The organism is Pseudomonas sp. GL_135 (assembly GCF_057834665.1).
This window is the reverse complement of the sequence record NZ_CM174408.1, coordinates 2288781-2301663: the sequence shown is the minus strand read 5'-3', so window position 1 is coordinate 2301663 and position 12883 is coordinate 2288781. Positions and strand designations below refer to the sequence as shown.

At 60.2% G+C, this 12883-nt stretch carries 11 protein-coding genes and 1 pseudogene; 3 read left to right on the top strand and 9 right to left on the bottom strand.

Going from position 1 to position 12883, the window contains the following annotated elements; genetic code table 11:
• Window positions 1–57: 57 nt before the first annotated feature.
• Window positions 58–672 carry a hypothetical protein gene (locus tag AC3ISG_RS10290; RefSeq protein WP_489299174.1) on the bottom strand — a complete coding sequence of 205 codons (615 nt, stop codon included), beginning with the start codon at window positions 670–672 and terminating at the stop codon, window positions 58–60.
• Between the two features lie 218 nt (window positions 673–890).
• Window positions 891–1919, bottom strand: a complete 1029-nt coding sequence (locus AC3ISG_RS10285; protein WP_489299173.1) for an alpha/beta fold hydrolase — start codon at window positions 1917–1919, stop codon at window positions 891–893.
• A gap of 308 nt (window positions 1920–2227) precedes the next feature.
• On the opposite strand from AC3ISG_RS10285, the gene AC3ISG_RS10280 reads away from it, so the two are divergent.
• Window positions 2228–3964 (top strand): dipeptidase, encoded by a 1737-nt coding sequence (locus AC3ISG_RS10280; protein ID WP_489299172.1) that lies wholly within the window; start codon window positions 2228–2230, stop codon window positions 3962–3964.
• A gap of 68 nt (window positions 3965–4032) precedes the next feature.
• Here the strand turns inward: AC3ISG_RS10280 and AC3ISG_RS10275 are convergent, their stop codons facing one another.
• The 6 genes and pseudogenes from AC3ISG_RS10275 to galU all read right to left on the bottom strand — a co-directional run bounded on the left by AC3ISG_RS10275 (window position 4033) and on the right by galU (window position 11321).
• Window positions 4033–4338, bottom strand: coding sequence for a DUF1883 domain-containing protein (locus AC3ISG_RS10275; RefSeq protein WP_489299171.1), 306 nt, complete (start codon window positions 4336–4338; stop codon window positions 4033–4035).
• 379 nt (window positions 4339–4717) lie between these two features.
• Entirely contained in the window at window positions 4718–6280 is a 1563-nt protein-coding gene (gene ahpF, locus AC3ISG_RS10270; RefSeq protein WP_122534641.1) for an alkyl hydroperoxide reductase subunit F, read from the bottom strand.
• A 159-nt stretch (window positions 6281–6439) separates the two neighbouring features.
• A complete protein-coding gene (gene ahpC, locus AC3ISG_RS10265; protein ID WP_122534640.1) occupies window positions 6440–7003 on the bottom strand; it encodes an alkyl hydroperoxide reductase subunit C in 564 nt (187 codons plus the stop codon).
• 156 nt (window positions 7004–7159) lie between these two features.
• Window positions 7160–8818: pseudogene (locus AC3ISG_RS10260) on the bottom strand (hybrid sensor histidine kinase/response regulator); the annotation flags it as partial.
• A gap of 168 nt (window positions 8819–8986) precedes the next feature.
• Window positions 8987–10342 carry a glutathione-disulfide reductase gene (gene gorA, locus AC3ISG_RS10255; protein WP_122624850.1) on the bottom strand — a complete coding sequence of 452 codons (1356 nt, stop codon included), beginning with the start codon at window positions 10340–10342 and terminating at the stop codon, window positions 8987–8989.
• 136 nt (window positions 10343–10478) lie between these two features.
• Window positions 10479–11321, bottom strand: coding sequence for a UTP--glucose-1-phosphate uridylyltransferase GalU (gene galU, locus AC3ISG_RS10250; RefSeq protein WP_489299170.1), 843 nt, complete (start codon window positions 11319–11321; stop codon window positions 10479–10481).
• 349 nt (window positions 11322–11670) lie between these two features.
• On the opposite strand from galU, the gene AC3ISG_RS10245 reads away from it, so the two are divergent.
• A complete protein-coding gene (locus AC3ISG_RS10245; protein WP_065987194.1) occupies window positions 11671–11856 on the top strand; it encodes a hypothetical protein in 186 nt (61 codons plus the stop codon).
• Window positions 11857–12037: 181 nt separating this feature from the next.
• Window positions 12038–12319 (top strand): hypothetical protein, encoded by a 282-nt coding sequence (locus AC3ISG_RS10240; protein WP_065987192.1) that lies wholly within the window; start codon window positions 12038–12040, stop codon window positions 12317–12319.
• 56 nt (window positions 12320–12375) lie between these two features.
• Here the strand turns inward: AC3ISG_RS10240 and AC3ISG_RS10235 are convergent, their stop codons facing one another.
• Window positions 12376–12732 carry a hypothetical protein gene (locus AC3ISG_RS10235; protein WP_122534636.1) on the bottom strand — a complete coding sequence of 119 codons (357 nt, stop codon included), beginning with the start codon at window positions 12730–12732 and terminating at the stop codon, window positions 12376–12378.
• Window positions 12733–12883 lie beyond the last annotated feature (151 nt).

Below are 12883 nucleotides of genomic sequence, written 5' to 3'. Positions count from 1 at the left end.
CGAAGGCGAAACGTCTGCCCTCAGGCAGACGCCCTTGATCTTACGAACCCTCTGCCGTTAGGCCATTTCCGCCTTTGCCATGGCGATCCTGGTCTTCACCTCCTGCTCAGCCACCTGCTGATCCGTCTTCTGCTTCTGCAGCTCAGTCACCTGCTTGTCCACCGCTGCCTGCTCCTGCGGCGTCATGGCGTCGTATTCCTCCTTGCTGACCCCCGTCAATCGCTGCCGCACCTTCTCCGCGTCGGTCTGGTTCATGTAGGACAGAAACTGATCCTTCACCGAACCCGCGCCGTCAGAACCCGCCGTGCCATCGCTGGCCGCCAGTTCATCGGAGACGGTCTTGCTGACGCTATCAGACGACGCGACCTGCTTGTCAGCGCTGGACAGAAACGCCGCAGCGGCTGCCGCCTTGTCATCATCCGTCACCGACGACGCCGTGTTGGCCGCCGCCGCTTTCAGGTTCACCATCATTTTGGCAAACGACTCGTCGTAGCCCTGCTTGCCGTCATTGCTGCTTTGCGCCGCGCCTTCACCATTGCTCGCAATCGCCGCCACGGGTGTGGCAGCGCCGGCCATGGCGCTGGTGTAGGCATCCGAGTCCGCCGTGGCGAAATGGGTGTGGCTCACCGCCTTCGACACGAACTGCTGGATGGCACTGTTGCCGATTAACATCTTTCACCTCCTGTTCAGGTTGTCCGATGTACCCCGACAGCAGCAAAACCGATGCCATAACGCCTTACCCAGCTGGAAGGCCCGCCAGCAGCGGCCTGCAGGCCACGCGTCTAGCCGTGACGGGCCGCGTAATCGACACTGCTTGCCGTCTGCGGCAGATTCTCGCCGCCGGCTTGCCATACTGGCCAGCGCACCGCCGACAAGCCGAGGCCGTCGTCTTATTTAAGGAACGCCTTCACCGCCTCATTCACCTTGTCCGCCTCACACGCCGGCGCCATGTGCCCGCAATCGCTGTTGAGCACCAGCAACTGCGCGCGCTTTTGAGCGGCCAGCGCCTTGGAAGGGGCCGGGTCTACCATGCGGTCCTGCTCTGACGTGATGACTAACAGCTGCGCCTTGATCTTCCCGGCCAGCGCGGCCATATCGCCCTGACGCAACAGATCAAAGGACGTCATCGCCTGCAATTGCCGGTACCAGTCGACCGTACTGAACGCCTGGCCACCTGTTGAGGCAGAAACACTGCCGCCAGGCGCAGGTTTGTTCCCCACAGGCTTGGCTGCAGCACGCTCCGGCGTCCACAGATAACCGTTGTGGACCGCCGTGAGCTGCTTGAACGCCGTGCCGGGCGCATAGTTGCCATCGTTCCAGCCAGGCGCGCGTTCGATGGCGGCCAGTTCTGCATGCCAGGCCTGCAAATCGCGTTCGGTTGGGTGAGGCGTGCCGACGATGGTCACCACTTTGCTGGCAAAATCCGGGTACATCACCGCCCATTGCAGGGCCTGCATGCCACCCATGGAAATGCCAACGATGGCATGGGCGTGGTCGATGCCCAGGTACATGGCGAGCAAGCGATGTTGCGCCTTGACCATGTCGCGGATGCCGAACTGCGGAAACTTCAGGCGTGGCGCAATCGGACTGTTGGACGGCGAGCACGACACGCCGTTGCCGATGGCGTCCATCGCCACCACGTACCAGCGATTGGTGTCGACCAACTTGCCCGGGCCGATCATATCGGCCTGGTCGGACGTCCGTCCGGCCAGCCAGGTGGTCACCAGCACGACGTTATTGCGATCTTCTGCCAGGGTGCCGTAGGTGCGATAACCCAGGTCACAGCGCGATATCTTGCCGCCGGTCATGTTCACCGAGCCAATGTTTACGCGCTGCTGCTCTGCCCCCTGGCAAATGCCCACACTCATCAGGACCAGCAACGCACACAGCGTCCGGTCAGCGTATTGACGCAGTTTCATGGATTTCCTTAGAGGTAAGACCTTAATGGTTTGCGGCTACGGAAAACCATGTACATCAACACCATGCCGTCGCGCTGCGCCATCAGCGTAGCTGGTAATGTCAGACGGGTGAGGCCAATTCGCACCTATTTTTTCAGGCCATTCAACAGCCTGAGTGATTTATGGTTGTGCGCCGCTTTTACCCGTCAAGGCGACAGATATCCGACTGAGGGCTCCCCCTGCTCCACCGGCGATGGTAGCGTGCGGTGGTTTCTGATCGAACGATCAGACATTTCTCTCAACATGCCTGCCAAGGAATGCCCCACCCAATGGACTTTTCGCTCAAGCAAATCGCCGCCGCACTGATGCTGGCCGGCGTATCCTCTTTCGCACCCGCCGCTTTCGCCACTCTCACCGCGCAACAGAGCGGCACGATTGTCGGCAGTTTCAAGGAAAACGCCGTTACGGATTTCCGCCAGTTCCTCAAGACCGTCAGCACCACCGACGTGGCCAAGGCTGCGGGCATCGAACCGGCGATCAACGCTTTCCTCGCCAACAAGAAGCTTTCAGCCGATGAGCAGAACGATATCCATCGCCTGCTGGGCATTTACGCGCGGGTGAAGTACGGCAGCGCCGCCACCGAAACCCTGCGCGAACTGGTCGCCATCCCGACGTTCCAGACCGCTGGCGTCGCGCAGCACGACAACCCGGCGTTCATCAAGATTGCCGAGAAAATCAAAACCCTCGCCCAGTCGTTCGACCTGACCTTCCGCAACATCGACAATCGCGTGTATGAAGTCTCGCTTGAGGGCTCAAGCCCTGAGGTGGTGGGGATTCACGCCCACGCCGACGTCGTGCCGGTCACCCCGGAAAACTGGGTGCTGGCCGACGGCACTCGCCTCGATCCATTCAAAGTGACCCTGATCGGCGACCGCATGTACGGGCGCGGCACCGAGGATGACAAGAACGGCATCGTCGTCGCGCTGTACGCGATGAAGGTGATCAAGGAAGAAAAGCTGCCCCTGGCGCGCAACTTCAAGCTGCTGATCGACACCACTGAAGAAACCTCCGGTGACGCCATTCCCTACTACTTCGAGCGCAACCCGACGCCGGCCTACAACCTGGCGCTCGACGGCAGCTACCCGGTGGTCATCGCAGAGAAAGGCTACGGCACGGTCATGGCCAGCTTCCCCCGTCGCACCGCCGAAGGCACTGGCGCGGAAATCACCTCGATGACCGGCGGCATGGCGACCAACCAGATCCCGTCAAAATCAGTCGTGACGCTGGTCAGCGACCACCCCGCTGAACTGGCAGCCGAGTTGCAGAAAGCCGGCGCCGAGTACGTCCAGCGAAACGGTGGCAACTTCAAGGTCGACGCAGAAGTCGCGGGCAAGGACGTCAAGCTGACGGTCACCGGCGTCTCGGCCCACTCCTCCGAGCCTGAATCAGGAGTTAACCCGGTGGCGCGGATGCTCGATTTCATCAACGGCCTGGACGGCAAAGTCGCGCTCAAGCACAACGCGATTACCGACGCCGCCCGCTACGCCGCTGACAACTGGGGCCTGGATTACCTGGGCGCCAAACTGGGCGTTGGCTTCAGCGATGAGTTCATGGGCCCGCTGACGGCCTCGCTGACCTACGTGGCGATGGACGACAAAGCCTTCAAGCTGGCGGTCAACCTGCGCGTGCCAAGGGGCAAAACACCGGAAGCGCTAAAGGCGGAAATCGCTCAGAAGCTGACGGCCTGGACCCAGCAGAGCCACATCACGCCGGGCTTTGATTACTCGATCGCCGAGCCGATGTACCGCAATCCCGAGGGCGAGTGGGTCAAGGCGCTGCTGGCCGTCGCGACCGAGAACCTGGGCATGGAGCACAAGTTCGGCACGTCCGCCGGCGCCACGTCAGTGCATGAGCTGCCGAACGGGGTGCAGTTCGGTCTGGCCAAACCCGACGTCAAATACACCGGTCACACCGACGCCGAGTTCAAGACCACCGAGCAGTTCCTGCTGGACCTGCAGATTGTCACCGAAATGATGGGCCGCATCGGTCAGCTGCCGAAACTCTGACCACACGTCCCGGGCCCGCTGCAATGGCGGGCCTGATTCGCGCCGCTGAAGATGCGTGCATCAAGAGCTCAGTGCTGAAGTTTTGAGCCTGTCCGGCGCACGATCTTGATCGAGTGTTTGAGGTTGGGCTTGCGCGTCACGCTGATTGCCCGCTGCGTGATCGTGTCGAGGGTGATGTTCCAGAAGCCGGTGCTGGGCACGACGATTTTCGCCGGAAAGCGGTCGAAGGCGCCGCCGTGATAAGTGTGCCGACCGCCGTTCTTGAAGCTGCGGAAGTTGGCGTCACTCATGAGGCGGATGTTGCAGGCGTTCGAGGACTCGATCACCACGATGTCGCCTTCATTCAGGTGTTCGCGTTGATGGATGAATTTCACGGGGTTTCCACGGCAGTGAATAAAAACGGGCGCGAGAATAGCACGGAGGCCCGCCCCTAGAAGGCAGAGATGTCATGAACGCATAAGTGACAGACCCAAAAAAAACCTCATGATCGCTCATGAGGTTTTTTTGTCTTTTTTAGTGGGACCGGCTTCAGCCGGGAAGAGGCTGGTGTGTACCCCATCAATTTCCAGTGTCGCAACCGACGCCTTCCCGGCTAAAGCCGGTCCCACGAGTCGGCGTACACCCGATCCCACTGAAAGCACGGGATGCCTTTAGTGGGACCGGCTTTAGCCGGGAAGAGGCCGGTGTGTACGCCATCATTTTTGCAATGTGGCAACCGACGCCTTCCCGGCTGAAGCCGCCTCTAATAAACCATCACGCCGGGGCGCTGGTGCGGATCAGGTGGTCAAAGGCGCTGAGCGACGCTTTGGCGCCCTCGCCGACCGCGATCACGATCTGCTTGTACGGCACGGTGGTCACGTCACCGGCAGCGAAAATGCCCGGGATGGACGTCTCGCCGCGCTGATCGATGATGATCTCACCCCGTGGCGACAGCTCGACGGTGCCCTTGAGCCATTCGGTGTTCGGCAGCAGGCCGATCTGCACGAAGATGCCTTCCAGCTCTACGGTGATTTCTTCACCGGTGAGGCGGTTCTTGTAGCGCAGGCCGTTGACCTTCTGGCCGTCGCCGGTCACTTCGCTGGTCAACGCGCTGGTCAAGACCGTCACGTTGGGCAGGCTGTGCAGCTTGCGTTGAAGGACCGCATCGGCGCGCAGGTTGGCGTCGAATTCAAGCAGGGTCACGTGGGACACGATACCGGCCAGGTCGATCGCCGCTTCCACACCGGAGTTGCCGCCGCCGATCACCGCGACGCGCTTGCCTTTGAACAGCGGACCGTCACAGTGCGGGCAGTACGCCACGCCCTTGTTGCGGTATTGCTGCTCGCCCGGGACGTTCATTTCACGCCAGCGTGCGCCGGTCGCCAGGATCACGGTCTTGCCTTTGAGCACGCCGCCGCTGGCGAACTTGACTTGGTGCAGCTCGCCGTTCTTGCCCGGAATCAATTGCTCGCCGCGCTGCAGGTTGATCACGTCGACTTCGTACTGCTTGACGTGCTCTTCGAGCGCAACCACCAGCTTTGGCCCTTCGGTGTGCTGCATCGAGATGAAGTTCTCGATCGCCATGGTGTCCAGTACCTGGCCGCCAAAACGCTCGGCCGCCACCGCGGTGCGGATACCTTTGCGGGCAGCGTAGATCGCTGCGGCTGAACCGGCCGGGCCACCGCCGACGACAAGCACGTCGAACGCTTCTTTGCCATTGAGCTTCTCGGCCTGACGATCACCGGCGCTGGTGTCAATCTTCGCCAGAATCTCTTCCAGGTTCATGCGGCCCTGGCCGAACAGCTCGCCGTTCAGGTAGATGCTAGGCACGGACATGATCTGGCGGTCGGTGACTTCTTGCTGAAACAGGCTGCCTTCGATGGCGACGTGCTGCACGTTCGGGTTGAGCACGGCCAGCAGATTCAACGCCTGGACCACGTCGGGGCAGTTCTGGCAGGTCAGCGAGAAGTAGGTTTCAAACTTGAACTCACCGGTCAGGCTGCGGGCCTGCTCGATGGTTTCCTCGGAGGATTTGGACGGGTAGCCGCCGACTTGCAGCAGCGCCAATACCAGGGAGGTGAATTCGTGACCCATTGGCAAGCCGGCAAAGCGCAGCTTGATGTCCTGGCCCGGGCTGTTCAGGGCGAAGGACGGCGTGCGTGCATCGCTGCCATTGGTGTCCAGGGTGATCTTGTCGGAGCTGCTGACGATGTCATTGAGCAGGGCCAGCATTTCCTGAGATTTTGCGCCGTCATCAAGGGACGCAATGATCTCGATCGGGCGAGTGATCCGCTCCAGGTAAGATTTCAACTGAGCTTTAAGATTGGCGTCCAACATGGTTCGGCTTCCTTCTTCACTTTCAGGGTCCGGATCCTGTTCAGAATCCAGCGAGTTCTACAAAAAAAAACGCCCGAGCGATAACCGCCCGGGCGTTTTTTGGGGGCGATGCGGTTTACGTGCCTATGGGCTCATAGCCCCCGATCCGGTCATGACGACTTAGATCTTGCCAACCAGGTCCAGGGAAGGAGCCAGAGTGGCCTCGCCTTCTTTCCACTTGGCTGGGCAGACTTCGCCCGGGTGTGCAGCAACGTACTGAGCGGCCTTGATTTTGCGCAGCAGCTCGGAAGCGTCACGGCCAACACCGCCATCGTTCAGTTCGACGATTTTGATTTCGCCTTCCGGGTTGATCACGAAAGTGCCACGGTCAGCCAGACCTGCTTCTTCGATCAGTACGTCGAAGTTGCGGGAGATGGTCAGCGTCGGGTCGCCGATCATGGTGTACTGGATTTTGCCAATGGCTGGCGAAGTGTTGTGCCAGGCAGCGTGGGCAAAGTGGGTGTCGGTGGAAACGCTGTAGATCTCGACGCCCAGCTGCTGGAAGGCAGCGTAGTTGTCGGCCAGGTCTTCCAGCTCGGTCGGGCAAACGAAGGTGAAGTCAGCCGGGTAGAAGAACACCACAGACCATTTGCCTTTCAGGTCGGCGTCCGACACTTCTACGAAGTTGCCGTTCTTGTAAGCGGTTGCTTTGAACGGTTTGACTTGGCTGTTGATGATAGGCATCGGTGAATCTCCTGAGGGTTGTGAAAATAGGTGCTGCAAATTCGATGGGGAGGATACTACGCAAAATCGTCGGCAAGAACTCATTGGCAAAGCTCATGCTAACGATTGGTTTTGACTATAAACGCGGATTATTAATAGAAGACGTTGTGAGCGCGGTCAGGGGGTCTCGATCAGCCGACTCACTCGCCGGGCAAGTTCGTCGATGCTGAACGGCTTGGTGAGCAACTCCATGCCATCGTCGAGAAAGTCGCCGCGCACTTGTGCTTCGCGCGCATAACCGGTCATGAACAATACCTTCAGCCCGGGGCGATGCTGGCGGGCGACTTCTGCCAACTGGCGGCCATTCAAACCCGGCAGCCCAACATCCGTCACCAGCAAATCGACCGGCTCGGCGCCCTGCAGGACCAGCAGCGCTTCATGGCTGTCGCAGGCCACCTGGACGCGATAGCCCAGGTCCTTCAACACATCCACCACCAGCATGCGCACATCGGGCTCGTCTTCGACCACAAGGACCCGCTCGCCCTGACTGGCGCGCAGCGGCTCGATGCTGCGATCGACGGCAGGCGCCTGCTCCGCCGCATCGTGATGACAGGGCAGCAGCAAATCGATTCGCGTGCCGCGCCCTTCTTCGCTGGTAATGCTGACGCGCCCCCCGGTCTGGTTGATGAAGCCATACACCATCGACAGACCCAGGCCGGTGCCCTGCCCGATCGGCTTGGTGGTGAAAAACGGATCGAACGCTCGCGCAATCACTTCGCTGGACATGCCCAGCCCGGTGTCCTGCACCCGAAGGCGAACGTAGTCGCCCGGCGCCAGAGCGTCCTGCAACAACGGGATGTGGGTGAGTTCGGTCTGGATCAGCAGCCGGCCGCCGTCGGGCATCGCGTCGCGGGCATTGATGACCAGGTTGAGCAAAGCGTTTTCGAGCTGATGCTCATCGGTGTTGGTCAGGCACGACGTCGCGTGCAGATCGACTTCCAGCTCGATGCTTTCACCGATGGTGCGGCGCACCAGTTCATCCATGGACATGACCATGTGGTTGACGTCGACGGGGCATTGATTGAGCGACTGGCGACGGGCGAACGCGAGCAGGCGATGGGTGAGCGACGCGGCGCGGTTGGCGGAACTCATCGCGGCCTCGATGTAGCGATCGATTTCCGACACTCGCCCTGCCGCCACCCGACGTTGAATCAGATCCAGCGCGCCGAGCACCCCGGTCAGCATGTTGTTGAAGTCGTGGGCAATGCCACCGGTCAACTGGCCGATAGCATCCATCTTCTGCGCATGGCGCAGCGCCTCTTCGGCCTGGGCGCGCTCACTGATTTCGACCTGCAGGCGCTGATTGCTTTCAGCCAGTTCACGAGTGCGCGCAGCGACGCGCTGCTCAAGGCTCTCGTTCAGCTCGCGCAGCGCGTCTTCGGCACTGACCTGCGCCGTGATGTCCGTGCTCGTGCTCAGCCAATGGATGATGCTGCCGCGCTCATCGCGGATCGGCAACGCACGGGAGAGGAACCAGCGGTACTGGCCGTCCTTGCCTCGCAGGGGAAAGGTGTCTTCCCACAACGAGCCGGTGGCGAAGCAGCGCTTCAGACGCGACTCGACGCGCTGGCCATGGTCAGGGTGATGCAGTGATCGCCAGCCCAGCGCCATCATCGCCTCGTGAGAGGTACCTGTGTAGCTGTACCAGCGCTCGTTGTACCAATGGATGCGCCCGGCGGGATCGGCGATCCAGGCCAACTGACTCATGTTGTCGGCGAGGCTGCGAAACTGCCGCTCACTTTCTTCGAGCGCTTCGGTTCTGGAAAGCGCCTGGTCGTCAGGTCCTGCTGGATTCAAGGGCATGGCTGCCGAAAAACTCGTGCTGGTCAAAGAGTGGGTCCGTCCCTAAAAACAATGGCTCGTCCAGCTCCCTCCATGGAGGCCGGACCGTTCACGTGTGCGTTGTGCTGTGTGCGATGTTGAATGACGCGTGCTGCGAAAGGCTTAGCGCGCCGGCGTGCGCATGGTGACGAATTCTTCCGCCGCCGTAGGATGCACGCCAATGGTGTCGTCAAAAATCTGCTTGGTGGCGCCGGCCTTGAGTGCGATCGCCAGGCTCTGGATGATCTCGCCGGCGTCCGGGCCAACCATGTGGCAACCCAGCACGCGATCGGTTTTGGCGTCGACCACCAGCTTCATCAGGGTGCGCTCCTGGTTGTCGGTCAACGACAGCTTCATTGGCCGGAACTTGCTTTCGAATACCTGCACCTCATACCCGTCCTTCATGGCTTCGGCCTCGGTGAGGCCCACCGTGCCGATGTTCGGCAGGCTGAACACGGCAGTGGGAATGTGGCGGTAATCCACGGGGCGGTACTGCTCGGGTTTGAACAGACGCCGCGCGACGGCCATGCCTTCGGCGAGGGCCACCGGCGTCAACTGCACGCGACCTATGATGTCGCCGACGGCGATGATCGAAGGCTCGGTACTCTGGTAGTCACCGTTGACCTTGATGAAGCCCTTGTCATCCAGCTCGACGTTGACGGTGTCCATGCCCAGGTTGTCCAGCATCGGACGGCGTCCGGTGGCGTAGAACACGCAATCGGTATTGAAACTGCTGCCGTCATTCAGGCTCAGTTGCAAGGTGCCGTCGGCCAGCTTCTCGATGCTGTTGATTTCGGTCTTGAAGCGAATGTCCATCTCGCGCTTGGCGAGTTCTTCATGCAGATGGGTGCGCACGCTTTCGTCGAAGCCGCGCAGGAACAACTCGCCGCGGTACATCAGCGAGACGTCAGCGCCCAGGCCGTTGAAGATCGAGGCGAACTCGACTGCGATGTAGCCGCCGCCGACCACGACGACGCGCTTGGGCATCTGTTCGAGGAAGAACACTTCGTTGGAGGTGATGGCGTGCTCACGGCCCGGAATCTCCGGCACCTGAGGCCAGCCACCGGTGGCGATCATGATGTGTTCAGCGGTGTGAACCTGGCCGTTGATTTCGACTTCGTGTGGGCCGCGCAGGCGCGCGTGGCCTTCCATCAACGTGACGCCGCTGCTGTCCAGCAACTTGCGGTAGACGCCATTGAGGCGGCTGATTTCCCGGTTCTTGTTGGCGATCAGGGTGGGCCAGTCAAAATGCGCCTCGCCACTGCTCCAGCCATACCCTTTCGCCTGTTCGAAGTCTTCGGAATAGTGCGCGCCGTAGACCATCAGCTTCTTCGGTACGCAACCGACATTGACACACGTGCCCCCCAGATAACGGCTCTCGGCCACGGCCACGCGCGCACCGAAACCGGCGGAAAACCGCGCCGCCCGGACGCCGGCCGAGCCTGCGCCAATTACAAAAAGGTCAAAGTCGTAACTCATGTGGATCTCCTAAGCGAGGCGTTAGCATAACCGCTTGAGCGCGCTCGGCAAGTTCCGTAGGACAGAAACGACAAAGCCACCCGAAGGTGGCTTTGTCTGACAGCACAGCTAAACGCTGACTACCGATACAGATGCATCACTGAGTCGATTTGCCGGTCTTGTAGAAGTGCTCGAAGCAGAAATTGGTGGCTTCAACGTAGCCTTCAGCGCCACCGCAGTCGAAGCGCTTGCCCTGGAATTTGTAGGCCAGCACGTTGCCTTCAGCCGCTTGCTTCATCAGGGCGTCGGTGATCTGGATTTCGCCGCCTTTGCCTGGCTCAGTGTTTTCGATCTTCTCGAAAATGTCCGGGGTCAGGATGTAACGACCGATGATGGCGAGGTTGGACGGAGCAACGTCAGGCGCCGGCTTCTCGACCATGTCAGTGACGCGGAACAGGCCTGGCTTGATTTCTTCGCCAGCGATCACGCCGTACTTGTTGGTCTCGTTCGGGTCGACTTCCTGAATCGCAACGATCGAGCACTTGTACTGCTGGTGCAGTTTGACCATCTGCGCCAGAACGCCGTCGCCATCCAGGTTTACGCACAGGTCATCCGCCAACACCACGGCAAATGCCTCGTTACCGATCAGCGGACGACCGCTCAGAATCGCGTGACCCAGACCTTTCATTTCGGTCTGGCGAGTGTAGGAAAAGCTGCACTCTTCGATCAGCCTGCGGATACCGACCAGGTACTTTTCCTTGTCGGTGCCCTTGATCTGGTGCTCCAGCTCGTAGCTGATATCGAAATGGTCTTCCAGCGCGCGCTTGCCGCGGCCGGTGACGATGGAAATTTGGTTCAAACCCGCAGCCAGTGCTTCTTCCACGCCGTATTGGATCAGCGGCTTGTTGACAACTGCCAGCATCTCTTTGGGCATGGCCTTGGTCGCTGGCAAAAAGCGAGTGCCGTAACCGGCTGCAGGGAACAAGCATTTCTTGATCATATAAATCCTTGATGAGCTGGGGGTGTTGCGGCGCAGTCTAATGAGGCGGCGATAACCTTACAATGCCGCTACTGGCCGTTCGCTGCCTAGGTAGAGGAACGCTGACGCGGATAGTTCCGCAAATGGCTGCGCAAATCGCTCAGCACACCGATCTCTCGCCACGCTTCACCCACTGATTGTTGGAATTCCATGCTGTCCTTCGTACGAGGGCATCCCGCGCCGCGTAACCGCCGTTCGGTGACCTTCGCAAGCGTAGCCCTGTTCGCCATCGCCCGTGGGAAATTGTGCGATTGCCCTTTGGCATTTGCCGATTATCATGGGCGCCTGAATTATCTATCGAGACGAGTCGATGTCTGAAGTCAAAAGCGTTAACGGGTACCAGATCAAAAAGCTCCAGGACGGCCAATGGTGGCTGGTAGGCCACGACGGTGAAGCCGTGGCAGGCCCGTTCTCCAGCGAGAGCAGCGCCATTGAAGTCGCCGCCGTGTTTGAGGACACGCCAGCCCCGCGTCGTCGGGCTGACAAGAAGGACTGATCAGGCGGCCCCGGCCCGCTCTGCAATGGAGTGCGGCCGAGGCCTTTCTTGCGCGGCTTCGGCCTCGAATGTGGCCGCAGGAGGCCTGCAAAAAATCTACGGTGATGCCGGAACGATGGCACAGCCTTTCAGTCTCAGACTAGCAATTCCCACACCGGCCCTCATTGCGAAGCATTCCACCATGATCAAGATCTTATCCGTCATTGCTGTACTGGCCCTGACCGGCTGCGCGACTGCGCAGAACACCTACCTCAAAGACGGCAAGCAGGCGTTGAGCATCGACTGCTCCGGCGAAGCCATGTCCTGGGCCGCCTGCTACGAAAAGGCTGACGCTTCCTGCGCGGGCACCGGTTACAACATCGTCAGCACCAACGGCACGCCGCAACCCAAGGAAGATGACAAAACCCTGGGTGTCGATGTCGGCAACTATAAAAACCGCACGGTGCTGGTGGTCTGCAAATAACGCCTCACCCGTCTAACCGTTGAAACGCGTCACGCTTGATCCGCCCCGCCACCGCATCACTCGCCCGAGATACAGGCCGTCACGGCGTGCTGCACGTCTTTGGGCCGCAGCGGGTTATTCGACAAGCGCTCGAACAGCTTGATAGAGCTGCCGCTGGAGCGGGTCTCGATGTCGACGATGGCAGCAGGGTCACTGGTCAGCAACTTCTGTGGAACGATGATGCGCAAGCCCTCTTTGTGGGGCTCGATCTGCGGCGGCTTGCGGCTGTCAGAGATACGTCCGACAAAGCACGCGGCATAATCTTTCGGCGACTTGCCGGACATGACGCTCATGGTTGCCGGGGTGTGTTCGATGTCCGTGACTGTGGCGCAACCGGTCATCGCCAGTGCCAGAATAACAACCGCCAGTTTCATACAATCCCTCCAGTAAAGGTGCTTACGACAAGCCTGATCCGGATTAAATCCCGCGCGTCAGCTTTTTTAACTGCCAGGCTGGCTGTCAAGGCCGCGTCGATAAAGCGAGTCCTTGTTTAATTAAACCCGCCGTGATGATCAATGCTCAGGC

What these genes read in the sequence shown, in the direction of transcription:
- AC3ISG_RS10290 (WP_489299174.1), bottom strand. Translation starts at nt 672, where the DNA reads ATGTTAATCGGCAACAGTGCCATCCAGCAGTTCGTGTCGAAGGCGGTG.
- AC3ISG_RS10285 (WP_489299173.1), bottom strand. Translation starts at nt 1,919, where the DNA reads ATGAAACTGCGTCAATACGCTGACCGGACGCTGTGTGCGTTGCTGGTC.
- AC3ISG_RS10280 (WP_489299172.1), top strand. Translation starts at nt 2,228, where the DNA reads ATGGACTTTTCGCTCAAGCAAATCGCCGCCGCACTGATGCTGGCCGGC.
- ahpF (WP_122534641.1), bottom strand. Translation starts at nt 6,280, where the DNA reads ATGTTGGACGCCAATCTTAAAGCTCAGTTGAAATCTTACCTGGAGCGG.
- ahpC (WP_122534640.1), bottom strand. Translation starts at nt 7,003, where the DNA reads ATGCCTATCATCAACAGCCAAGTCAAACCGTTCAAAGCAACCGCTTAC.
- gorA (WP_122624850.1), bottom strand. Translation starts at nt 10,342, where the DNA reads ATGAGTTACGACTTTGACCTTTTTGTAATTGGCGCAGGCTCGGCCGGC.
- galU (WP_489299170.1), bottom strand. Translation starts at nt 11,321, where the DNA reads ATGATCAAGAAATGCTTGTTCCCTGCAGCCGGTTACGGCACTCGCTTT.
- AC3ISG_RS10245 (WP_065987194.1), top strand. Translation starts at nt 11,671, where the DNA reads ATGTCTGAAGTCAAAAGCGTTAACGGGTACCAGATCAAAAAGCTCCAG.
- AC3ISG_RS10240 (WP_065987192.1), top strand. Translation starts at nt 12,038, where the DNA reads ATGATCAAGATCTTATCCGTCATTGCTGTACTGGCCCTGACCGGCTGC.
- AC3ISG_RS10235 (WP_122534636.1), bottom strand. Translation starts at nt 12,732, where the DNA reads ATGAAACTGGCGGTTGTTATTCTGGCACTGGCGATGACCGGTTGCGCC.